Origin of the sequence: Streptomyces sp. NPDC006925 (assembly GCF_042869575.1) — a bacterium.
Lineage (GTDB): Bacteria > Actinomycetota > Actinomycetes > Streptomycetales > Streptomycetaceae > Streptomyces.
Genome location: NZ_JBIAGB010000020.1, coordinates 100,141 through 122,200, shown reverse-complemented (window position 1 = coordinate 122,200; position 22,060 = coordinate 100,141). Strand labels below are relative to the sequence as shown.

The window sequence follows — 22,060 nt, the reverse complement described above, 5'->3', positions numbered from 1 at the left end:
TCACCTCAGCAGGACAGGACAACGTCGGACCACCCGAAGTGTTCCAACCACCGACAGCCCTGTCCCGAGAAGTTCAAGATCCCCGACAGAGTCGCACATTGGCGACGAGGTCGGGACCGTCACCGCCGGAGCCTCTGCTACCCCCGGCGTTCCGGCCTGCAGCACCGTCGAGTTGCATGCTCGTCGGCTGTCCCGCAGTCAACTTGTGTTGTTCCCACTCCTGCTCGAAGGACATCTGATCTCCTTCCCTGGCCTTCCGGCACCGTGCCTCTATATCACTAAGGGTAGGCAAAAGAGCACATCTGAACAGGCGTTATTCACAGATTCCTTCCCCGCACCAGGCTTCCGGCCTGCTCTCCGCGTGGACGACGACTTGCCCTGGGGGAACGCCTGTCGCCGCACACCGAACTACCTGGAGGTCCAGCGCGCCACTTGCTACGGCCGGCTCGGGCTCGGCCGGGAGGCGGTGGCCTTGTGGAGGCAGGTGCTGGACGAAGTTCCGGCGACGGCGCGACTCGACCGAGGTGTCCACCTCGCCCGGCAGGCAACAGCAGCCGCTGCGGCGCAGGACCCGGACCAGGCCGTCGAGGTGGCGAGGGAGGCGGCGCGGATCGCGGTGGACATGCGCTCGGTGCGGATGCGCCGGGAGTTGGACACCCTTCAGCGTGCAATGCGGCCGTGGCAGGATGCGCCCACCGGCCAGGATCTCGCCGAAGCCCTGGCTCCCGTGGACGAGAGGGGATGACGTGGGCGACATGCCGCAGGTGCTGTCCGAACAGGAGATCACTGAGCACCTGGACGAGCTACCGGGCTGGCAGCGTTCCGGCGATGAGATCACCCGTAGCTACGGCATCCGCTACCACGGCGGCGTCGCGATGATCGTGCATGTTGCTGACGTTGAACGGCTGATCGGCCATCACGCGGACATCGATCTGCGCTGGGACCATGTGCGTTTCGCCATCACCACGCATGACGCCGGTCACAAGCTGACCTCGTCCGATTTCGATCTCGCCGCGCGGATCGATCGGATCGCGGCAGCTCACGACGCCCAGCCGCGGTAAGTCCTGGGGCTGGGCGAGGCGGCTCTCATCGAGTCGAGCCGTGGCGACGCCTGGGAACGGAGCGGGCAGGAGCGACCAGGCGGCCCCGCCGCGTCCGTACCGATGCGCTGCCCGCGGGCACGTTTCGCCTCGGCGGCGCCCCTCGCTCAGCCTCGCTCGCCCAGCACTTCCTCCAGTACCCGGGTGTGGGCGAGCGAGAGGTCCTTGGATGCCGTCAGCAGGGTGAGCACCCGGGCATCGGAGGCCGCCCGGAGGAGCTCGTCGAGGCCCTCGGCGCCCGCGTCCGTGGCCAGCTCGGCGCGGTAGCGCTCGGCGAACTCCGCGAAGCGCTCCGGGGTGTGCCCGTACCACTTGCGCAGCTCGGCGCTGGGGGCGGCCTGCTTGCACCAGGCGTCCAGCGCGGCCTCCTCCTTGCGCAGTCCCCGCGGCCAGAGGCGGTCCACGAGGACGCGGGTGCCGTCCTCGGCAGGCTCGGGCGTCTCGTAGACGCGGCGGACCCGGATCCTCGGCTTCTTCTCGGCAGCCATGGGGCCAGGGTGCGGCCGGTCGCCCGACCCCCGCATGTTGACGCCGTTCACATCGCTGTTCTAGATTCCCGCCATGACCGACTTCGCGGCCCTCGCCCGGCAGACGTGGCACCAGCTCGAACCCGGCTACGCCTCTGTCTACTTCTCCCCCGAGGTCGCCGCGCAGACCGGCGCCCTCGGCTACGACACCGGGGTGCGCTGGCCCTCCTACTTCGCCCTCCGCGCGGCCCCGCTCGGGGCAGCCACGGCCCCGCTGGTGACAGCACTCTTCTACAGCTTCGACCCGCGCACGGTCGCCGAGCACGTTCCCGGCGTCTGGCGGACCGCCTCGCCCGAGGCCGTGCTGGAGGCCCGGATCCGGGGCGTGGACGCGACGCTGCGCACCATGCTCGGCGACGGCCTCGCCGACCCGGGCCTCGCCGAGGCGGCCGAGCTGGCCCGTACCGCCGCCGAGGCGGCCGACCTCGCCGGCCGCCCGCTGGCCGCCGCCAACGCCGCGCTGGAGTGGCCGGCCGAGCCGCATCTGGTGCTGTGGCAGGCCGCGAACATCCTGCGGGAGCATCGCGGCGACGGCCACCTGGCGGCGCTGCAGGCCGCCGGGCTGGACGGCTGCGAGGCACTGGTGTCCTTCGCGTCGATCGACGCGGCGCCGGTGGCGAGCTTCGCCTCCCGCGGCTGGAGCGAGCAGGCGTGGGCGGCGGCCCGTGCCCGGCTCGCCGACCGGGGGCTGCTCGACGCCGACGGCGCCGCCACCGAAGGGGGACGTGCGGTGCGGGACGAGGTGGAGCGGAGGACCGACGAACTCGCCGCCGCGCCGTACCGGACGCTGGGCGAGGAGGGTTGCGCACGGCTGGCGGAACTGAACCTGCCCGTCTTCTCGGCTGTGGTCGCCTCCGGACTGCTGCCCGCACAGTCCACGCTGGGCATCCTCACCGTCCGCGCGCCCGGGCCGCGGTGAACCGGACCGGGTGAGCGGAGCCCGGACGCCGCTCCCCCGGCCGACTTCCCAACGGCGACCGGAGGACGTCCGGATGCTCCACCGCTCGCGGATCACATCGCGAGACAGGCCTTGCCAACCGGCCCCACCAGGGCGTTCTCTCTGCGGGTGCGAACCGGACAGCAGAACACCCCACCCCACTCCGACGACTCCCCCGGCCCGGCCGCCGAACAGCGCGGAGCGCGCCGCGCGGTGACGCTCTTCCCGCTCCTGGTCCTGCTCGCGGGCGCGCTCGGCCTGCTCAGTCCCGGCAGCTTCACGGGCGGCGCCGAGGCGGTGCCCTACCTGCTCGGGGTCGTGATGTTCTGCATGGGGCTGACGATGACCGTGCCGGACTTCCGGAGCGTCGTACGCCGCCCCTGGGCGGTCGCGCTGGGACTCGCGGCCCAGTACCTCGTGATGCCGGGGCTGGGCTGGCTGGTCGCGCAGGGCCTGGGCCTCTCCCCGCAGCTCGCCGCCGGGCTGATCCTGGTCGGCTGCTCGCCGGGCGGGACGGCGTCGAACGTCGTGACCTACCTGGCGCGCGGCGACGTGGCGCTCTCGGTCTCGGTCACCTCGGTCTCCACGTTCGTCGCGCCGCTGCTGACCCCGCCGCTCACGCTGTTCCTCGCGGGCGAGTTCCTGCCCGTGGACACCGGCTCGATGGTCGGCGACATCGTCAAGACCGTGCTGCTGCCGGTCCTCGGCGGTCTGCTGGTCCGGCTGCTCGCCGGGCGCGCCGTCGAACGGGCGCTGCCCGCGCTGCCCTGGCTGTCGACGGCGACCATCGCGGTCATCGTCACCATCGTGGTGGCGGGCAGCGCGGGCACCATCAAGTCGGCCGCGGCGCTGGTGTTCCTGGCGGTGGTGCTGCACAACGGGCTGGGCCTGGCGCTCGGTTACGCCGTGGGGCGGCTGTCCCGGCTCGGTGAACCGGCCGGGCGGGCGCTGGCCTTCGAGGTCGGCATGCAGAACTCGGGACTGGCCGCCTCGCTGGCCGCGGCGCACTTCAGTCCGCTCGCGGCGCTGCCCGCCGCCGTCTTCTCCGTGTGGCACAACGTCTCGGGCGCGCTGGCCGCGGCCTGGTTCGTGCACCGCGACCGGAGCGCCGCGGCGCGAGCGAGCACCGGCGCGGGCCACCCGGCGGTCTCCGGAGCGGCGGACCCGGCCGACCCGGCAGACGTCGTCCCCGCGGACTCCGGAGCGGCGGATTCCGGACCGGCGGCAGCGGGCGGAGCCGACGGCCCGGAGCCGGCCGCCGGGCCGCACACCGCCGGCTGAGCGCTCCGCCCCGGAACCCGGCCTCTCGACAGCCGGCGCTCAGCGCTCCTTCTGCGCCAGCGCCAGCAGATGGTCGGCCAGCGCCTGGCCGCCCTCGGCGTCCCGGCTGATCAGCAGCAGGGTGTCGTCACCGGCGATGGTGCCGATGATCTCGTGCACCCCGGCCTGGTCGATGGCCGAGGCGAGGAACTGCGCGGCGCCGGGCGGGGTGCGCAGGACGACGAGGTTGGCGGACGCCTCGGCGGAGATGAGGAGTTCGCCGGCCAGCCGGGCCATCCGGGCCTCGGTGGCCGACTCGCCCAGCGGAGCCCGCGGGGTGGGGTCCCCGCCCTCGGCGGGGACCGCGTAGATGAGTTCGCCCCCGGTGTTGCGGATCTTGACGGCGCCCAGCTCGTCGAGGTCCCGGGAGAGGGTGGCCTGGGTGACCGTGAGCCCGTCGTCGGCCAGGAGCTTGGCGAGCTGGCTCTGCGAGCGGACCGGCTGCCTGCTGAGAATGTCGACGATGCGGCGGTGCCGGGCCGTCCGGGTCTGCGGGACGGCCTGTCCCCCGTGCTGCTCCTCGGTCATCGTGCGCGTACCCCTCTGGTTCATCTGCTTCGGATCATCCTCTGCCGGCCGCGGCGCCGGACGCTGCCGCGTCGAGGACGGCGGGCAGCGCGCTGACGAGCGCGTCCACCTCCTCCTCGCCGACGATCAGCGGCGGAGCGAGCCGGAGGACGTCCGGAGCGACCGCGTTCACCAGGAAGCCCGCGTCCTGCGCCGCCTGCTGCGCGCGCGGCGCGACCGGCTCGGTGAGCACGATACCCAGCAGCAGCCCCGCACCGCGGACCTGCGCGACCATGGGATGGTCCAGCCCGGCGACGCCCTCGCGCAGTCGCGCGCCGGCCCGCTTGACGTGGTCGAGCAGTCCCTCGGCCGCGATGGTCTCCAGTACCGCGAGCCCGGCGGCGCAGGCGATGGGGTTGCCGCCGAAGGTGGAGCCGTGCTGGCCGGGCTCCAGCAGCTCGGCCGCGGCCCCGAAGGCCAGTACGGCGCCGAGCGGCAGCCCGCCGCCCAGCCCCTTGGCGAGTGTGACCACGTCCGGCTCGACGCCCTCGGCCTGGCAGGCCAGCCAGTGCCCCGTCCGGCCGATGCCGGTCTGGATCTCGTCCAGCACCAGCAGCGTGCCGGTGGCGGCGGTGATCTCGCGGGCCGCGGTCAGATAGCCCTCGGGCGGGACGACGACACCGTTCTCGCCCTGCACGGGCTCGATGATCACGAAGGCCGTGTCCTCGGTGACCGCCGCGCGCAGCGCCTCCGCGTCGCCGTAGGGCACGTGGGTGACGTCGCCGGGCAGCGGACGGAAGGGGTCCTGCTTGCCGGGCTGGCCGGTCAGCGCGAGGGCCCCCATGGTGCGGCCGTGGAAACCGCCGTGGGTGGCGACCATGCCGGTGCGGCCCGTGCGCCGTCCGATCTTGAAGGCGGCTTCGACGGCCTCGGCTCCGGAGTTGGCGAAGTAGACCCGTCCCGGCCGGCCCGCGACCTCCAGCAGCTTCTCGGCGAGCAGCACCGGCGGCTCGGCGATGAAGAGGTTGGAGACGTGGCCGAGCGTGGCGACCTGGTCGGAGACGGCCCGCACGACCGCCGGGTGCGCGGTGCCGAGCACGTTGACGGCGATGCCGCCGACGAAGTCGAGGTACTGCCTGCCCTCGGCGTCCCACAGCCTGCTGCCCTCGCCGTGGGTGAGGGGGATGCGTGGGGTGCCGTAGTTGTTCATCAGGGCGCCCTGCCACCGGCCGGTGAGGGCGGAGTTGTCGTGCGCGATGGTCATGCGGGGCCCTCCGCGTCGTCGTCCACGGTCAGCGGCGCGCCGGGCGGGGTGTGCCGCGGCGCGGGAACGGCGTCGGGCACGACCATCGTGCCGATGCCCTCGTCGGTGAAGATCTCCAGCAGGATGGAGTGCGGCACCCGGCCGTCCAGCACCCGGGCGGTGTGCACTCCGTTGCGTACGGCGTGCAGGCAGCCCTCCATCTTGGGCACCATCCCGCTCGCCAGGTCGGGCAGCAGCTTCTCCAGCTCCGCGGCGGTCAACTCGCTGATCACGTCGTCGCTGTTCGGCCAGTCCGCGTACAGGCCCTCCACGTCGGTGAGGACCATCAGCGTCTCGGCACCCAGCGCCGCGGCGAGCGCGGCGGCGGCGGTGTCGGCGTTGACGTTGTAGACGTGGTCGTCGTCCGCGCTGCGGGCGATGGAGGAGATCACCGGGATCCGGCCGTCCGCCAGCAGTGCCTCGATCGCCCCCGTCTCCACGGAGCTGATGCGGCCCACCCGGCCGAGGTCGACGGGCTCGCCGTCGACCTCGGCCAGATGCTTGGTCGCCGCCATGATGTGGGCGTCCTCACCGGTCATCCCGACGGCCAGCGGGCCGTGCTGGTTGAGCAGGTTGACCAGCTCGCGCTGGACCTGGCCCGCCAGCACCATCCGTACGACGTCCATGGTCTCGGGCGTGGTCACCCGCAGCCCGGCGCGGAACTCCGACTCCAGCCCGAGCCGGTCGAGCTGCCTGCTGATCTGCGGGCCGCCGCCGTGCACGACCACGGGGCGCAGCCCGGCGTGCCGCAGGAAGACGACGTCCTGGGCGAAGGCGGCCTTCAGTTCCTCGTCCACCATCGCGTTCCCGCCGAACTTGATGACGACGGTCTTTCCGTGGTGCCGGGTCAGCCAGGGCAGCGCCTCGACGAGGGTCTGCGCCTTGGGCAGCGCGGTGTGCTTGCGGGTGCTCGGCTTCCGGGTGCTCATGATGAGTACGCGCTGTTCTCGTGGACGTAGTCGGCCGTCAGGTCGTTGGTCCAGATGACGGCGGACGCGGCTCCGGCGTGCAGGTCGGCGGTGATGCGGACCTCGCGGAAGCGCATGTCGACCTTGTTCCGGTCCTCGCCGACGGAGCCGCCGCGGCAGACCTGCACCCCGTTGATGGACACGTCCAGCGCGTCGGGGTCGAAGGCCGCGTCGGTGGTGCCGATGGCGGCCAGCACCCGGCCCCAGTTGGGGTCCTCGCCGTGCACGGCGCACTTGAGGAGGTTGTTGCGCGCGATGGTGCGGCCCACCGTGACGGCCTCGTCCTCGTCGGCCGCGCCGACCACCTCGATCCGGATGTCCTTGGAGGCGCCCTCGGCGTCGCGGATGAGCTGCTGCCCCAGGTCGGCGCAGACCGCGCGGACCGCCTCGGCGAACCCGGCCGCCTCCGGCCGCACCCCGCTCGCGCCGGAGGCGAGCAGCAGCACCGTGTCATTGGTGGACATGGCGCCGTCGGAGTCGATCCGGTCGAAGGTGGTGCGGGTGGCGGCGCGCAGCGCGGCGTCCAGCTCCTCGGCCGGCAGGTCGGCGTCGGTGGTCAGCACGACGAGCATGGTGGCCAGGCCCGGCGCGAGCATGCCCGCGCCCTTGGCCATCCCGCCCACCGTCCAGCCCGCGGGGTCGGAGACGACCGCGGTCTTGTGCACGGTGTCGGTCGTCTTGATGGCGAGGGCGGCCTTCTCGCCGCCGTGCGCGGAGAGCGCGGCGGTGGCGGCCTCGACTCCGGGCAGCAGCGCGTCCATCGGCAGCCGCTCCCCGATCAGCCCGGTGGAGGCGACGGCGATCTCGGCGGCGCTGTGCTCGGTGCCGGTGGCGGAGGTCAGCGCCGCGGCGGTCTTCTCCGCGGTGGCGTGGGTGTCCTGGAAGCCGGGTGCGCCCGTGCAGGCGTTGGCGCCGCCGGAGTTGAGGATGACGGCGGAGACCCGGCCGCCCTTGAGCACCTGCTCGGACCAGAGCACCGGCGCCGCTTTGACGCGGTTGGCGGTGAAGACTCCGGCCGCGGCCTGGCACGGTCCGGTGTTGACGACGAGTGCGAGGTCGGGGGCCCCGCTCTGCTTGATGCCCGCGGCGATGCCCGCAGCCGTGAATCCGCCGGCCGCTGTGACGCTCATGGTGCGACTCCGATCGTGGAAAGTCCCAGTCCCTCGTCCAGGCCGAGGGCGATGTTCATGCTCTGCACGGCACCGCCCGCGGTGCCCTTGGTGAGGTTGTCGACCGCGCTGACGACGACGATCCGGTCTGCCTCCGGATCCAGGGTGACCTGGAGGTGCACCGCGTTGGAGCCCTGCACGGAGGCGGTGGCGGGCCACTGCACCTCCGGGAGCAGGGTGACGAACGGCTCGTCCTGGTACGCCTTCTCGTAGGCGGCCCGCACCTGCTCCGCGGTGGTGCCGGGGGCGGCCTTGGCGGAGCAGGTGGCGAGGATGCCGCGCGGCATCGGCGCGAGCGTCGGGGTGAAGGAGACGGTGACCCGGCGTCCGGCGGCCGCCGAGAGGTTCTGGACCATCTCGGGGGTGTGCCGGTGCGTACCGCCGACGCCGTACGGACTCATCGAGCCCATGACCTCGCTGCCGAGCAGGTGCGGCTTGAGGGCCTTGCCGGCGCCGGAGGTGCCGGTCGCCGCGACGACCACGGCCTCCGGTTCGGCGAGGCCGCCCGTGTAGGCGGGCGCGAGCGCGAGGGAGACGGCGGTGGGGTAGCAGCCGGGGACGGCGATCCGCCGGGTGCCGCGCAGCGCCGCACGGGCGCCGGGGAGTTCCGGCAGGCCGTAGGGCCAGGTGCCGGCGTGCGGGGTGCCGTAGAAGCGCTCCCAGGCGGCGGCGTCGGCCAGCCGGAAGTCCGCGCCGCAGTCGACGATCAGCGTCTCGTCGCCGAGTTGCTCGGCGACGGCCGCCGACTGCCCGTGCGGGAGGGCGAGGAAGACCACGTCGTGACCGCGCAGCACCTCCGCGGTGGTCTCCTCCAGCACCCGGTCCGCGTACGGGACCAGGTGCGGCTGGAGGGTGCCGAACCGCTGCCCGGCGTTGCTGTTGCCGGTCAGCGCCCCGACCTCGACCTGCGGATGCCCGGCGAGCAGGCGCAGCACCTCACCCCCCGCGTACCCGCTCGCTCCCGCCACTGCCGTGCGAACTGCCATGAGACCTCCTCCTCGAAGGCATGACTATACGCGGGGCAGCAGTTTTATGCAATGAATCGTGTGATCAACCGCCCGAGGCCGACGCACGAGCGAAGGCGGCGACTCGCGGAGCGTCCCGCCCCGCCCGCCCACAGGCCCTCGCTCGCACCGGCAAAAAAAGTAGCCATGTACATAGTAGCCATGTACTTTATGAGCCATGAGCAACGGCGCACCGGGGCCCACGCCCGGTTTCCTGGTATGGCGGCTCGCCAACAAGTGGCGGGTCGCGGTCGATCGCGCGGTGGCTCCGCTGGGCCTCACCCACGCGCAGTACAGCCTGGTCGCGTCGCTGTACGGCATGCAGCGCGACGGCGAGCGGCCCAGTCAGCGCCGGCTCGCCGACCACACCGGCCTGGAGGCGCTGTACGTCTCGAAACTGGCCCGGGCCCTGGAGTCGGCCGGGCTGATCGAGCGCACCCGCGACCCCCGCGACCCGCGCGCGGTACAGCTCTCCCTCACCGAGCGGGGCCGAGCCGTCACGCGGGAGGCCATCACGGTGGTGCAGCAACTGCTCCACCAGCTGCTGGAGCCGCTCGGCGGCCTCGACGGCCCGCGGACGGAAGCCTTCACCGAGGAGCTGAAGACCCTGCTCGACGTACCCCTCACGCCAGGCGCGCCGCACGACGCCACCGCACCCGGCGACGGCATCACACAGAGGAGAGCACCATGACCACCACAACACCGGCCGACGCCCGCATGCTCGGCCTGGCCCACTACGCCGCCCGCGGCGTCCTGGAACATGTCCTGGCCCGGCACGGAGTCACGTTCCTGCAGCAGGTGACCCTGCGGGCCCTCGTCACCGCCGAGGCCCCACAGACACGGGAGGAGGTCGTCACCCGGGTCCGGGGCTCCCTCAAGGCCGACCCGGTCGAGATCCACGCCACCCTCGACGAACTGCGGGCCGGGCAGCTGGTCCTCGCGGACGACCCGCACCTTCGCCCCACGGACAGAGGCCGAGAACTGCTCGCCGCCGTCGGAGCGGAGACCGCCCCCATTTCCGCCCGCATCTGGGGCGGCATACCGGAAGAGGACCTGGCGGCCGCCGGCCGCGTCCTCACCCTGGTCACCGAGCGCGCCAACGCGCAGTACACGGAGCTGACGGCCTGACCGCCGCTTCGCGGGTGACCCGGAGTGCTTCAGCCGGCGCGTGCCGGCTGAAGCACTCCGTCACGGGCAGCGTCGGCGGAGCACTCCCCGTCGGCCGCGCCGGGACCGCGCAGCGCCCGGCTGCTCATGCCGCCGGATGACCCGCCGCCACTGCCTCACTTCAGGTGGCGGGTGAAGAACCGGGCCGCGGCCTCTCCGGCGAACTGCGGGACGCCGGTGTGGCCGCCCATGTTGGCGTGCAGGGACTTCTCCTGGGAGCCGAAGGCGTCGAACAGGTCCAGGGCGGCCTGCCGGTCGTTGCCCTCGTCGTCCCACTGCAACAGGACGTGCAGCGGAACGGTGACCCGCCGGGCCTCCTCGAACATGACGCGGGGCACGAGGCTCCCGGCGAAGAGGCCGGCGGCCGCGATGCGCGGCTCCACGACCGCGAGGCGGATGCCGATGGAGATCACTCCCCCCGAGTACCCGACCGGGCCGCCGATCCCGGGCAGCGCCAGCAGGGCGTCCAGGGCGGCCCGCCATTCCGGGACGGCCTCTTCGACGAGCGGGAGGACGAGGGCGTCGATGATCTCCTCGTCGACCGGCCGGCCGGTCTCCTTGGCACGGCGCAGGTCGGCGCGGGCCTGTTCGAGGGCGGGCAGGCGGGGCCGGTCGCCGCTGCCGGGGAGTTCGACGGTGGCCGTGGCGAACCCGTCCGCCGCGGCGTGCCGGGCCCGCGCCGCCAACCGCGGGTACATCCTGCGCAGTCCGAGCGTGGGGTGGCCCAGCAGGATCAGCGGGACCGGTGCGGAGGCGACGGCGGTGGCGGGTGTCCACAGGATGCCGGGGATCCCGTCGAGGGTGAATTCGCGTTCGAGGACGCCGTCACCGAGGGGCTGTTCGGAAGTGAAACGCATGGTCGTGCCTTTCGGGAGTGCGCGTGATCGGCGCTCCCGGACGACCTATCGCCCGACCGTGACCCCGGAGGGGAGCACCCATGTCGAAACGTTCACGGGTACCACCTCCTCGCTCCTCGCACGGCCGCCGGAAACATAGCAGCGGCCGCGGCGGGGCCGCCAACGGTTTTCCGGGCCCGCGTCACGCCGGCGGCTGCGGGAGCTTGGCGGCCACGGCGTCGAGGACCCATTCCAGGCCGTTCGCGAAGGAGGTCCCGGCGTCCACCTCCGTGCCGTCGTGCACGGCCTTGGCGAGTGCCGGGAAGCGGCCGGTGGCCAGCATCTTCGTCACGTGCGGTCCGTGGGCGCGCTGCCAGTCGCGGTCGGACAGGCCCGTGGCGCGCTCGGCCCGCAGGTTCGCGACCTCACGCCTGATCGCGCCGGTGGTGTAGTCGCCGACGGTCTCCACGGCCCGCATGACGGTGTCGAGGCCGGCGAGGCCATCGAGCGCCGACAGCCTGGCCTCGGTCACGGCGAGGCCGTTCGGACCGAGAGTCGGACGACCGCCGAGCAGGTCGGCGAGCCATTCGTGGCGGAGCGCTGCCTGTCTGGTGCGGTGGGCGAGGACGCGCAGCGCCTCGCGCCAGTCGCCGGGCTGCTCGTCGGGGAGGATCTCGCCCTGCACCTCGTCCACCATGAGGTCGAACAGCTCCTCCTTGGTGGAGATGTAGCGGTACAGCCGCATCGGACCGGCGTCCAGCCGGGCGGCGACCTTGCGCAACGACACCGCTTCCAGCCCGCCCTCGTCGGCCAGCGCGACGGCGGCGGCGACGATCCGCTCCCGGTCGAGCGGCACGGGGCGAGTCGGCGGTTCCGGCCGGTCCCACACAGTCATGGGGACACCCTACTGTTGCGATACGCCGTATCCTGGCAATACAGTGTATCGACATGAGACACCGCATTGCAGTGGTCGGAGGCGGCCCTGCCGGTCTGACCTTCGCCCGCGTCCTGCACGGCCGCGGCCACCCGGTCACCGTCCTCGAACGCGACCCCGGCCCCGACGCGCGTCCCCCGGGCGGCACGCTGGACCTGCACGAAGGTCTGGGCCAACGCGCGCTGGAGAAGGCGGGACTCCTCGCGGAGTTCCAGCAAGTGTCCCGTCCCGAGGGGCAGGCCATGCGCATCCTGGCCCCCGACGGGACAGTGCTGCGCGACTGGCAGCCCCGCCCCGAGGAGCGGGCCAATCCCGAGATCGACCGGGGGCAGCTCCGCGACCTGCTGCTCGGCCCGCTCGACGTCCGGTGGGGGCAGGGCGTGAGGCAGGTGGTACCCGGGGCCCGGGACGGTGTACTCGTCCGCTTCGAGGACGGGCGGGAGGAGACGTTCGACCTCGTGATCGGCGCGGACGGCGCCTGGTCCCGGACCCGCGCGGCGGTCTCGCCGGTGACTCCGCACTACACCGGTGTCACCTTCGTCGAGACCTCCCTGGACGACGTCGACACCTGCCACCCCGACCTCGCCCGGCTGGTCGGCGACGGCTCCGTGGCCGTGTACGGCGCGAACCGGGCTCTGGTCGCGCAGCGCAACAGCGGCGGCCACGTCAAGGTGTACGCCCAGTTCCGCGCACCGCTGGACTGGCACACGGACCTGGACCTCGCCGACGGAGCGGCGGTACGGGCGCGTCTGCTGGCCCTGTTCGACGGCTGGGCCGCTCCCGTCCTCGACCTCCTCCACCACGGCACCGTTTTCACCCACCGCCCCCTGTACGTCCTGCCGGTCTCCCACACCTGGACGCACGTCCCCGGGGTGACGCTGCTGGGCGACGCCGCCCATCTGATGCCCCCGCTGGGGGCGGGCGCGAACCTCGCGATGCTGGAGGGCGCCGAACTCGCCGAGTCCCTCGCCGCCGGCTCCGGGGATCCGGACGAGGCCGTCCGCGCCCACGAGGAACGCATGTGGGACCGGGCCGGCAGATGGGCGGAGCTGACCGCGGCCGGTCTGGAACGCCTCGTGAGTCCGGACCCCGCCCAGGCCGTCGCCCTCTTCGACGAAGTCCAGCCGTCCTGACCGGCGCGGGCGGGCCCACCGCCCGCGCCGACGGCCGGCCCGCCCCGGCCCCGGCCCTGGAAAATGTCTCGCACCGCGGGCCACCCCGCCGTGATACTGCCCCGCATGCCTTCCTTCTCCGACTTCGACACCCGCGGCTACCGGACCGTGGATGTGGCCACCGGCTACGGCCGGTGGGTCAGCACGTACGAGGACACCGTCGAGGACGTGATGGACCTCGCGCTGCTGGCCGAACTGACGGTGCCCAACTGGAGCGGGGTGCGGCGCACCGCCGATCTGGGCTGCGGCACCGGGCGGACCGGCGCGTGGCTGCGGCAGCGGGGCGTCACCGGCACGCTCGACGGGGTCGACCTCACCCCGCAGATGCTGGAGCGGGCCCGTGCCAGGGGTGCGCACGACCGGCTCCAGGAAGGCGATGTGCGCGCCACCGGGCTGGAGTCGGGCGCCTACGACCTGGTGATCTCCTCGCTCATCGACGAGCACCTGCCCGATCTGCGGCCGTACTACCAGGAGGCCCGGCGGCTGGCGGCCCCGGGCGCGCACTGCGTGGTCGTCGCCTTCCACCCGCACTTCATCATGGCCTCCGGCATGCCCACCCACTTCACCGACGCCTCCGGCGAGGACATCGCCATCGAGACCCACGTCCATCTGCTCAGCGACCACGTGGCGGCGGGGCTGGGCGCCGGGTGGCGGCTCGTGGAGATGCGCGAGGGCATCGTCGACGAGCAGTGGCTGGCCCGCAAGCCGAAGTGGGCGAAGTTCCGCCACCACCCCGTCTCGGCCGCGCTGGTGTGGGCGCGGGAAGACGGCTGAGCACCACGCGGACGGTAAGCCGGACGACGGGCGCGGCGGGGTTTGCCTTGGAGCACGCTCCAGCGCCTAGCGTCCCTGGCGGATCGCACGGAGCACCTGGCCCGGCATCCGTTCACCGCGTTTCTCATTCCCCTTCAGGAGGTACCGACATGACCCTTCCCACCCGCCACCTCGGCGAGCTGGCCGTCTCCGCGCAGGGACTCGGCTGCATGGGGATGAGCCACGCCTACGGCAAATCCGACGAGGCCACCTCCGTGGCCACCCTCCACCGGGCACTCGACCTGGGCGTGAACCTGCTGGACACCTCCGACTACTACGGTGAGGGCGCCAACGAGGAACTTGTCGGCCGCGCCGTCGCGGGCCGCCGCGACGAGGTGGTGCTGGCGACCAAGTTCGGCTTCGCCAACAAGCTGGACGACCCCATCCGCATCCGGGGCGACGCGGCCTATGTGCGCCAGGCGTGCGAGGCGTCGCTGCGGCGGCTGGGCACCGACCACATCGACCTGTACTACCAGCACCGCGTGGACCCCGAGGTGCCCATCGAGGAGACGGTCGGGGCGATGGCGGAGCTGGTTGCCGAGGGCAAGGTGCGCCACCTGGGGCTGTCCGAGGCGAGCGCGGAGACGGTCCGGCGCGCCCACGCGGTGCATCCGATCAGCGCCCTGCAGAGCGAATGGTCGCTGTGGACCCGCGACCTGGAGGACGGCACGGCCCAGGTCTGCCGCGAACTGGGCATCGGGGTGGTGCCCTTCTCGCCGCTCGGCCGGGGCTTCCTGACCGGCCGCTACACCTCGGTCGACGCCATGGAGGAGTCGGACAGCAGGCGCGGCATGCCGCGCTTCGCCGGGGAGAACTTCGACCGCAACCTGGCGATCGTCGAGCGGCTGAACGGACTGGCCGAGCGGCGCGGCGTCACGGCGGGACAGCTCGCCCTGGCGTGGGTGCAGCACCGCGGCGAGACGGTGGTGCCGATTCCCGGCACCCGGCGGCAGAAGTACCTGGAGGAGAACGTGGCGGCGCTCTCGATCTCGCTGACCGAACAGGAGTTGGCCGACATCGAGGCGGCGGCACCGCGGGACCGGATCGCCGGCGCCCGCTACGACGACGGCGGCCTGGCCTTCGTCAACGGCTGAGCGGCCGCCGGCCGGTGGTCGCTCACAGTCCGGCGGACGGGGCCGGCGCCGGGAGGGGGCCACGGCTGCGGACGGGCCCCGGGGCGCCGCGGATCACAGCAGGTCGAGGTGCCAGGCACCGGCGCCGCCCGCGAGGGCGAGGGTGGCGAGCGGAGGCGCCTCGACCTGCCAGTAGGCGTGCGGCGGGGCCTTGAGCACGTAGCAGAGCGCCGCGCGCAGGACGGACGGTTCGGTGACGGCCACCGCCTGGTCGCCGTCGCCCACCGGTCGGGTGTCGAGCCAGCCGCCGATCCGGCGGATGAAGGACAGCAGGGACTCCCCGCCGTGCGGGGCGGAGCACGGGTCGGCGTACCAGCGGTGCACGGCCTCCGGCTCGCGGGCCGCCACCTCGGCGAGGGTGGCACCGCGCCAGCGGCCCATGTCGCATTCGAGCAGCGCCGGTTGGGCGAGCGGGGCGAGGCCGAGCACGGCGCCGGTCTCCCGGCAGCGCGCCGAGGGCGAGCAGTAGCGCAGCTCGGCGGCGGCGAGGTGGGAGAGCCCGGGGGCCCGGCGGACGACCTCCTCCCAGCCGGCGGCGTCCAGGGAACGCTCGTCGTCGAAGCGCACGTTCGCCACGGAGGAGCTGCGGCCCGCGGCGAGTAACGTCATTCGCACGTGCATGCGCCGAGCGTAGAACCGGACGGCCCGGTGTTCGAGAGGCGGACGTCCGGCAGTTGTGTGCGCACTCCGCGTTCGGACGCGGCCACGCGGGCAGAGCACGCGAAGCGGGCGGCGCCGTGGCGGCCGGGCCCACGGCCGAACTCGGAACCGACTCATGCCGGCGAACACCCAACATGCCTCCATGGCACGGGATGCCGGTCGACGGCCGGGTCGGGACTCACGTATCGTCTCCCGATATCGGAGTTCGGTCCCGTCTGCGGCCGTGCCGATCGAGGGAGTGGCCATGAGCAAGCCGTCGCCCCCCGAAGGGACGCCGGACGAGCTGAACCGTCGGCTCGGGGTGCCGGACGCCGTGGTGATCGGTCTGGGGTCGATGATCGGTGCGGGGATCTTTGCGGCACTCGCCCCCGCCGCGCGGTCGGCCGGCTCCGGGCTGCTGATCGGCCTGGCGCTCGCCGCGGTGGTCGCCTACTGCAACGCCACGTCCTCGGCGCGGCTCGCGGCCCGGTATCCGGCGTCGGGCGGAACGTACGTCTACGGCCGGATGCGTCTCGGCGACTTCTGGGGCCACCTGGCGGGCTGGGGGTTCGTGGTCGGCAAGACCGCCTCCTGCGCGGCGATGGCGCTCACCGCGGGCTCGTACGTGTGGCCGGGCCGCGCCCACGTGGTCGCGGTCGCGGCGGTGGTGGCGCTGACCGCGGTGAACTACACCGGTGTGCAGAAGTCCGCCCTGCTGAACCGGATCGTCGTGGCCGTGGTCCTGGCGGTGCTCGCCGCGGCGGCGATCGCCGCGGTCACCTCTTCGGCCTCGGACGCGGCCCGGCTCGACCTCGGGGACGACGCGACCTTCGGCGGGGTGCTCCAGGCGGCGGGCCTGCTGTTCTTCGCGTTCGCGGGCTACGCGCGGATCGCGACCCTGGGCGAGGAGGTCCGCGACCCCGCCCGCACCATCCCCCGGGCCATCCCGATCGCGCTGGGCATCACCCTGGTCGTCTACGCCCTCGTTGCCGCCGCAGTCCTGACGGTGCTGGGTCCGCAGGGGCTGGCGGAGGCCGCAGCGCCGCTGTCGGACGCGGCCAGGACGGCAGGCGCGGAGGCGCTCGTACCGGTCGTGCGCGTCGGTGCCGCCATGGCCGCGCTCGGGGCGCTGCTCGCACTGCTCCTCGGTGTCTCCCGCACCACGCTGGCCATGGCCCGAGACCGACACCTGCCGCACGCCCTGGCGGCGGTCCACCCGAAGTTCGACGTGCCGCACCGCGCCGAGCTCGCCGTCGGCGCCGTCGTGGCCGTCGTCGCGGCGACGGGGGACGTGCGTGCGGCGATCGGCTTCTCCTCCTTCGGCGTTCTCGTCTACTACGCCGTCGCCAACGCCTCCGCCTGGACCCTCACCGCCGCCGAGGGGCGCCCGGCTCGGATCATCCCCATGACCGGGTTCGCCGGCTGCCTGCTCCTGGCGTTCGCCCTGCCGTTGTCCTCGGTGATCGCCGGGACTGCGGTGTCGGCCGCCGGTGCCACCGCCTACGGAGTCCGGCGTGCGGTGGCCGGGCGCACGCCATAACCCGGTGACGGCAGACGGGATCCTGATCCTCAGCCCGTTGACCGCCGGCACCCACTTCAACCGGCCATGGCCACGTTCACCTCCGCGACCGCGCCCGGCTCGTGGTCCGCACCTACGAATCCGGCCCGATCCAGCGGATACGCGCCACCTCCACATGCGGCTCCACCAGTCGAACGCCGGTTCGTACACTGCGAGGGTGGAAGACCATACGGCCACCAGGGCCTCGGCACGTCCGGCGCCCGCCCTGCGGCGGTACGTCGGCTCCTATGTCGGTTTCGATCTTCGTGGGTTCCCGGCGGGGGTGCACTGCGGTCCGCCGGGCCGCGTGCTCACTGCGGTGATCAGTCTGTCCGGCCCTTTGGAGGTGGCGGCGGGCGTCGACGACGGGTCACCGGTCACCCGATTCGACAGCGTGGCCGGCGGTCTGATGCGCCGGTCCGTCGCGATCCACCACGACGGACGCCAGGAAGGCGTGCTGGTGTCACTGACACCGCTCGGGGCCCGGGCCGTCTACGGCATGCCCGCCGCTGGTCTCGCCCACCGACTGGTCCCACTCGACGAGCTTCTCGGAGATCTCGGCGTCGAGCTGGTCGACCGGTTGCGCGCGGCGAGGGCATGGGCCGCGCGGTTCGCCGCGCTGGACGAGTTGCTGCTGCGAGCCGTCGGCCGCGGCGGCGACCCCGTTTCCCGGGTGCGCCCCGAGGTGGCCGAGGCCTGGCGCCGCCTCTTGGCCGCGCGGGGCCGCGTCCAGGTCGGAGGGGTCGCCGCAGAACTGGGCTGGAGCCGCCGGTACCTCACCGAGCGGTTTCGCGGTGAGGTGGGCCTGTCGCCGAAGACCTTCGCCCGGGTTCTGCGCTTCGAGCACGCGCACGAACTGGCCACCCTGCACGACCCGCTTCCGTGGGCCGATGTGGCGACCGTCTCCGGCTACGCCGACCAGGCCCATCTCGTCCGGGACTGGAGCGAGTTCACGGGCCGGTCGCCGACAGCATGGCGTCGCGGCGAAGTCCTGCTCGGGACCGGGTAGTCGCCGACCGGCCGCCCGTCGCGTCGGCTTCCGTTCCCTTTCCTTCAAGACCACCCTCTTGCTCTCCTGTGACGATCGTCGGCATGAGACTCATCGATCACGAACCCGACGCCATCGACCTGCGAACCACCCCCGTGCACCTCGGACTGGGGTCGAGAGCGAAACCCGTCGAGGGCTTCGCCTGGGACCCGGAGGTGCTCCGTGCCTACAGCGCCGCGGTCGCGGCGGACGGCGCCGAGGGCCGGATGGTGACGCTCTTCGACGGCGACGGCCTCGACGACCATTGGGAGCGCCACCCCGCCGGCGACGAACTGGTCGTCTGCCTCAGCGGGTCGGTGACGGTCACCCGCGATCGGGACGGAGTGCCCGACCGGGTGGTGCTCGGGCCAGGCGAGGCCACCGTCAACCCGGCCGGGACATGGCACGCGGTCGACATGGCGGGACCGGCGTCCATCCTGACCATCACCCCTGGCCTCGGCACCGACCACCGCCCCCGGACCGAAACCCTCCCGTCCGAGAACGCCGGCACGTCCGGCCCGCCAACACCATGACGACGCGTGTCGCGTGCCTCGGCGACAGCCTCACCCGTGCGCAACTCAGCGTCGACTACCTGGACCTTCTCGCACGACGCCGACCTCCCGCTCCATGAACGCCAGACCGAGGAACCGCGCCGGGCGGACCCGCCGCCGATCCCCTACCGGGACCCGAGGCCCGCAGCGAGCGTCAGCGTCCTCGCCCGGCGCGCCTTGCTGCGCCGCAGCCTCGACACGATCTCGCGGCGCCGGGGTCTCGTGCTCACGACCGGCCACATCCATCAGAACAGCCGCGGCGCCGCCCTCGTCGCCGAGGTCATCGACACCTGGCTCCCGACCCGGAGCACGGAGCCGGTTCCGGCGGCGGCCCCTTTCCTGGACACTCGGTTCCCACCCCTACCGGGCAGGCAACGACGACCGGACCCTCTCGAACGCACACCCGCTCGGTCTCCGCCCACCGCGCGGCCCGCGGTCAGCCCCGCGTGAGCACCTCGGCACAGGCCGCACCCAGGCGGCGTACGCCCTCCACGATGTCGCCCTCGGCCGCCGCGGGGGCGAAGGTGAGCCGGATGTGCGGGGCCGGGGACTCGGCGGCGAAGTAGGGGCTGCCGGGCGCGACGGCGACGCCGGCGCGGAGCGCGGCGGCGGTCAGCACGCCCTCGTCGGTCCCGTCGGGCAGCCGCAGCCACAGGTGGTAGCCGCCGCGCGGGGCGTGCGCCAGGCCCAGCACGGGCACCTGGTCGGCGAGCGCGGCGAGGGTGAGTTCGCGGCGGGTGCGCAACTCGGCGGCGACGGTGCGCAGATGGCGGGGCCAGGCGGGGGCGCCGACGAGTTCGAGCGCGGCCTCCTGGAGGGGCCGCGGCACGAAGAAGGTGTCGACGACCTGGATGGCGCGCAGCCGCTCCAGCACCGGCCCGCGGGCGGCCAGCGCGCCCACCCGCAGGCTCGGCGAGGTGGCCTTGGTCAGTGAGCAGATGTGCACGACGACGCCGTCGGGGTCCTCGGCGCGCAGCGCGGGCGGCAGCGGCCCGGCGTCCTCGTGGGCGAGGTGCCGGGCGAAGTCGTCCTCGACGAGGAAGGCGCCCGCCTCGCGTACCGCGCGCAGCACCTCGCGGCGGCGGCCGGGGGCGAGGACGGCGCCGGTCGGGTTCTGGAACAGCGGCTGGCAGACGAACACCCGCGCGCCGCTGGCCCGGAACGCGTCCGCCAGCAGGTCGGGGCGTACCCCCTGGGAGTCCATCGGGACCGGTACGGGACGCAGCCCCGAGGCGCGGGCAGCGGCGAGCATGCCCGGGTAGGTGGGGGATTCCACGAGCACGGCGGCGCCCGGGGGCGCGAGGGCGCGCAGCGCGGTGGTGAGCGCGGACTGGCCGCCCGCGGTGATCAGTACGTCCGCGGCGGCCACCGTGCCGCCGGGCCCGCCGATCTCCCGCGCGAACCAGCCGCGCAGCTCTTCGAGTCCATCCAGGGGCGGCCGCAGCCAGGCCCCCGGGCGGCGTCCGGCGCGGGCGAGCGCGGCGGCGAGCGCCTGTGTGGGCTGCAGGCCGGGCGGCAGATAGCCGCCGTTGAGTTCGAGCACTCCGGGCGGGGGCACGTCCAGCGTCGCGGTGACGCCGTTCGCGTCGACGCTGCGGGGCACCTGGTCACCGGAGGCGTCCGCGCTCAGTGCCACCTCCTGCCAAGAGGTGTCGCCCCGCTGGAGCAGCGCGCTGTCCGGGCGCCGGGAAGGGGCGCGGAAGGCGCCGACGCCGGGGCGGGTGACCACCAGCCCCTCGGCCACGAGCACCCCGAGTGCCCGCGAGACGGTCACCGGCCCGGCCCGGAACCGCTCGACCAGCGACCGGCTGGACGGGAGCTTTTCACCCGGAGAGTAGCGGTCCAGCTCCCCTCGAAGGGAAGCGGCCAGTTCGGCAACGCTGCTACGCTCGACCATGAGAGACAACGATAGCGCTATCCGATGCGCACGGATAGCGGACCCGGCCCCGGACCTGACGGCGCCGACAGCGGCCCCGCACTCCGCCGTCCTGGCTCCCGCGCCGGAGCAACCGGTCCCGGCCGGGACCGGCACCCCGGCGACCGGCACCGGCGCGGTCTTCGCCGTGCTGGGCGTCGTGTTCTTCTCCCTCACCTTTCCCGCGACGCGCTGGGCGCTGGACGGGTTCGGCCCGTGGACGGCCGCCGCGCTGCGCGCCCTGCTCGCGGGAGTGGTCGCCGCGGGAGTGCTCGCGGTGCGGCGGGTACCGGTCCCGCACCGGCGGCACTGGGGCGGGCTCGCGGTCGCCGCCTCCGGTGTCGTGATCGGATTCCCGCTGCTGACCACACTCGCCCTGGAGACCTCGACCACCTCGCACGCCGCCGTGATCGTGGGCCTGCTGCCCCTCACGACCGCGCTCTACTCGACCGTACGGACCGGATCACGTCCCGCTCCGCTGTTCTGGGTGGCCGCACTGGCCGGCGCCGCCGTGGTGGTGGCCTTCGCGGTGCAGCAGAGCGGCGGCGCCCTCGCCGTCGGCGACCTGTTCCTGTGCGGGGCACTGCTGGTCTGCGCCGCGGGCTACGCCGAGGGCGGCAGGCTGGCCCGGGAGCTGCCCGCGCTGGAGGTGATCGGCTGGGCCCTGGTCGCCTGCCTGCCGGTGGCCGCGGTCGGCTCCGCCTTCGCGCTGGCCCACGAGCCGGTGGCGCTGACCTCGCATTCCGTGCCGGGACTGGTGTGGGGCGCGGTCGCCTCCCAGTTCGTCGGCATGCTCCTGTGGTACCGCGCGATGGGCCTCGCCGGGGTGGCCCGGACCAGCCAGGTGCAACTCGCCCAGCCGCTGCTTACGCTGGTATGGGCGGTGCTGCTACTCGGTGAGCGCCTGTCCCCCGCCGCACCCGCGGCGGCGCTCGCCGTGCTGGTGTGCATCGTGGTCGTACAGCGCAGCCGCGCCTGACCATTGGTGACAGGAGGGCAAGTCCATGCGAGCGAACACGGGCGACCAACTGCTGATGCACGGAAGGACCGTGGGGCAGCACGACCGTACGGCGGAGATCCTGGAGGTCCTGGGCACCAAGGGTGAACCTCCGTACCGGGTGCGTTTCGACGACGGCCACGAAGCCGTGGTCTCCCCCGGCCCGGACTCGGTCGTGCAGGGCCACCGGGAACCGCACGGTCAGCAGCGCTGATCCCGGCGGAACGATCCTCCGCGGGACGGCCACCGCTCCGGCCCCCGCGCCGGATGCGGCTGCCCGCGTCCGGCGGGCCGGGGCCCCGGCCTCGGCACCCGCCCGCGGCAGGAGCACCCCACTCCGCACATAGGTGACCTTTCGCACCCGCCCCACCCCACCTGTGCCGGCACAGGTAACGTCGGGCGGCGGAGCAACGTGTCCCGGCGGCCCTCACAACACTCGGGACGGGTTCGCTGCGGACCGTGAAGTTCAGCGAAAGGCACGAG

At 73.4% G+C, this 22,060-nt stretch carries 23 protein-coding genes and 2 pseudogenes; 15 read left to right on the top strand and 10 right to left on the bottom strand.

Translation table 11 applies throughout. The features are described from left to right. Window positions 1–361 precede the first annotated feature (361 nt). Complete coding sequence (locus ACFYNS_RS24205; protein WP_388605026.1) at window positions 362–745, top strand: hypothetical protein; 384 nt, start codon at window positions 362–364, stop codon at window positions 743–745. 10 nt (window positions 746–755) lie between these two features. Next, window positions 756–1,061, top strand: coding sequence for a 4a-hydroxytetrahydrobiopterin dehydratase (locus ACFYNS_RS24200; protein ID WP_388605037.1), 306 nt, complete (start codon window positions 756–758; stop codon window positions 1,059–1,061). A 146-nt stretch (window positions 1,062–1,207) separates the two neighbouring features. Here ACFYNS_RS24200 and ACFYNS_RS24195 read toward each other — a convergent pair whose 3' ends face one another. Further along, a complete protein-coding gene (locus ACFYNS_RS24195; protein ID WP_388605024.1) occupies window positions 1,208–1,588 on the bottom strand; it encodes a DUF488 domain-containing protein in 381 nt (126 codons plus the stop codon). Window positions 1,589–1,661: 73 nt separating this feature from the next. Here ACFYNS_RS24195 and ACFYNS_RS24190 point away from each other — a divergent pair, with 73 nt between their 5' ends. Together ACFYNS_RS24190 and ACFYNS_RS24185 are read left to right on the top strand one after the other, a co-directional pair. Continuing rightward, window positions 1,662–2,546 carry a hypothetical protein gene (locus ACFYNS_RS24190; RefSeq protein WP_360298332.1) on the top strand — a complete coding sequence of 295 codons (885 nt, stop codon included), beginning with the start codon at window positions 1,662–1,664 and terminating at the stop codon, window positions 2,544–2,546. Between the two features lie 141 nt (window positions 2,547–2,687). Further along, window positions 2,688–3,668, top strand: a pseudogene (locus ACFYNS_RS24185) (bile acid:sodium symporter family protein); the annotation flags it as partial. A 216-nt stretch (window positions 3,669–3,884) separates the two neighbouring features. Here the strand turns inward: ACFYNS_RS24185 and ACFYNS_RS24180 are convergent. The 5 genes from ACFYNS_RS24180 to argC are packed head-to-tail and all read right to left on the bottom strand — an operon-like array spanning window position 3,885 to window position 8,817. Next, window positions 3,885–4,412 carry an arginine repressor gene (locus tag ACFYNS_RS24180; protein WP_019360065.1) on the bottom strand — a complete coding sequence of 176 codons (528 nt, stop codon included), beginning with the start codon at window positions 4,410–4,412 and terminating at the stop codon, window positions 3,885–3,887. A gap of 34 nt (window positions 4,413–4,446) precedes the next feature. Continuing rightward, complete coding sequence (locus tag ACFYNS_RS24175; RefSeq protein ID WP_388605023.1) at window positions 4,447–5,655, bottom strand: acetylornithine transaminase; 1,209 nt, start codon at window positions 5,653–5,655, stop codon at window positions 4,447–4,449. Further along, on the bottom strand, window positions 5,652–6,623 hold the full coding sequence (gene argB / locus ACFYNS_RS24170) for an acetylglutamate kinase (RefSeq protein WP_388605022.1): 972 nt from the start codon (window positions 6,621–6,623) through the stop codon (window positions 5,652–5,654). The genes ACFYNS_RS24175 and argB overlap by 4 nt, the downstream gene beginning before the upstream one ends. Further along, window positions 6,620–7,792, bottom strand: a complete 1,173-nt coding sequence (gene argJ, locus ACFYNS_RS24165) for a bifunctional glutamate N-acetyltransferase/amino-acid acetyltransferase ArgJ (protein ID WP_360299633.1) — start codon at window positions 7,790–7,792, stop codon at window positions 6,620–6,622. The genes argB and argJ overlap by 4 nt, the downstream gene beginning before the upstream one ends. Then, window positions 7,789–8,817 carry an N-acetyl-gamma-glutamyl-phosphate reductase gene (gene argC, locus ACFYNS_RS24160; protein WP_388605021.1) on the bottom strand — a complete coding sequence of 343 codons (1,029 nt, stop codon included), beginning with the start codon at window positions 8,815–8,817 and terminating at the stop codon, window positions 7,789–7,791. Before argC ends, argJ begins: the two co-directional genes overlap by 4 nt. Before the next feature lie 196 nt (window positions 8,818–9,013). Between argC and ACFYNS_RS24155 the strand changes: the two genes are divergently transcribed. Next, window positions 9,014–9,526, top strand: a complete 513-nt coding sequence (locus ACFYNS_RS24155; protein WP_388605019.1) for a MarR family winged helix-turn-helix transcriptional regulator — start codon at window positions 9,014–9,016, stop codon at window positions 9,524–9,526. Next, window positions 9,523–9,963, top strand: coding sequence for a MarR family transcriptional regulator (locus ACFYNS_RS24150; protein ID WP_360299642.1), 441 nt, complete (start codon window positions 9,523–9,525; stop codon window positions 9,961–9,963). Before ACFYNS_RS24155 ends, ACFYNS_RS24150 begins: the two co-directional genes overlap by 4 nt. Before the next feature lie 155 nt (window positions 9,964–10,118). On the opposite strand, the gene ACFYNS_RS24145 is transcribed toward ACFYNS_RS24150, so the two are convergent. Continuing rightward, window positions 10,119–10,859: an alpha/beta hydrolase gene (locus ACFYNS_RS24145; RefSeq protein ID WP_360299645.1), complete on the bottom strand. Its 741-nt coding sequence runs from the start codon at window positions 10,857–10,859 to the stop codon at window positions 10,119–10,121. Between the two features lie 181 nt (window positions 10,860–11,040). After that, window positions 11,041–11,733: a TetR/AcrR family transcriptional regulator gene (locus ACFYNS_RS24140; protein ID WP_360299648.1), complete on the bottom strand. Its 693-nt coding sequence runs from the start codon at window positions 11,731–11,733 to the stop codon at window positions 11,041–11,043. Window positions 11,734–11,786: 53 nt separating this feature from the next. Here ACFYNS_RS24140 and ACFYNS_RS24135 point away from each other — a divergent pair, with 53 nt between their 5' ends. The 3 genes from ACFYNS_RS24135 (at window position 11,787) to ACFYNS_RS24125 (ending at window position 14,851) form a co-directional block, all read left to right on the top strand. Beyond that, window positions 11,787–12,905 carry an NAD(P)/FAD-dependent oxidoreductase gene (locus tag ACFYNS_RS24135; protein ID WP_360299651.1) on the top strand — a complete coding sequence of 373 codons (1,119 nt, stop codon included), beginning with the start codon at window positions 11,787–11,789 and terminating at the stop codon, window positions 12,903–12,905. Between the two features lie 105 nt (window positions 12,906–13,010). Further along, a complete protein-coding gene (locus ACFYNS_RS24130) occupies window positions 13,011–13,718 on the top strand; it encodes a class I SAM-dependent methyltransferase (RefSeq protein WP_360299654.1) in 708 nt (235 codons plus the stop codon). A gap of 149 nt (window positions 13,719–13,867) precedes the next feature. Then, window positions 13,868–14,851: an aldo/keto reductase gene (locus ACFYNS_RS24125; RefSeq protein ID WP_360299657.1), complete on the top strand. Its 984-nt coding sequence runs from the start codon at window positions 13,868–13,870 to the stop codon at window positions 14,849–14,851. A gap of 93 nt (window positions 14,852–14,944) precedes the next feature. On the opposite strand, the gene ACFYNS_RS24120 is transcribed toward ACFYNS_RS24125, so the two are convergent. Further along, window positions 14,945–15,511, bottom strand: coding sequence for a histidine phosphatase family protein (locus ACFYNS_RS24120; protein WP_388605016.1), 567 nt, complete (start codon window positions 15,509–15,511; stop codon window positions 14,945–14,947). Window positions 15,512–15,794: 283 nt separating this feature from the next. On the opposite strand from ACFYNS_RS24120, the gene ACFYNS_RS24115 reads away from it, so the two are divergent. From ACFYNS_RS24115 to ACFYNS_RS24100, 4 genes and pseudogenes are all read left to right on the top strand, one after another. Next, window positions 15,795–17,069, top strand: a complete 1,275-nt coding sequence (locus tag ACFYNS_RS24115; protein ID WP_360299663.1) for an APC family permease — start codon at window positions 15,795–15,797, stop codon at window positions 17,067–17,069. A gap of 196 nt (window positions 17,070–17,265) precedes the next feature. Beyond that, entirely contained in the window at window positions 17,266–18,096 is an 831-nt protein-coding gene (locus ACFYNS_RS24110; protein ID WP_388605014.1) for a helix-turn-helix domain-containing protein, read from the top strand. Between the two features lie 83 nt (window positions 18,097–18,179). Then, entirely contained in the window at window positions 18,180–18,647 is a 468-nt protein-coding gene (locus ACFYNS_RS24105; protein ID WP_388605012.1) for a cupin domain-containing protein, read from the top strand. Between the two features lie 78 nt (window positions 18,648–18,725). After that, window positions 18,726–18,974, top strand: a pseudogene (locus tag ACFYNS_RS24100) (SGNH/GDSL hydrolase family protein); the annotation flags it as partial. Between the two features lie 127 nt (window positions 18,975–19,101). On the opposite strand, the gene ACFYNS_RS24095 reads toward ACFYNS_RS24100, so the two are convergent. Then, a complete protein-coding gene (locus tag ACFYNS_RS24095; protein WP_388605011.1) occupies window positions 19,102–20,562 on the bottom strand; it encodes a PLP-dependent aminotransferase family protein in 1,461 nt (486 codons plus the stop codon). Here ACFYNS_RS24095 and ACFYNS_RS24090 point away from each other — a divergent pair. Then, window positions 20,561–21,559 carry a DMT family transporter gene (locus tag ACFYNS_RS24090; RefSeq protein WP_388605010.1) on the top strand — a complete coding sequence of 333 codons (999 nt, stop codon included), beginning with the start codon at window positions 20,561–20,563 and terminating at the stop codon, window positions 21,557–21,559. The genes ACFYNS_RS24095 and ACFYNS_RS24090 overlap by 2 nt on opposite strands. A 25-nt stretch (window positions 21,560–21,584) precedes the next feature. After that, a complete protein-coding gene (locus ACFYNS_RS24085) occupies window positions 21,585–21,791 on the top strand; it encodes a DUF1918 domain-containing protein (RefSeq protein ID WP_019360079.1) in 207 nt (68 codons plus the stop codon). Window positions 21,792–22,060: the final 269 nt, after the last annotated feature.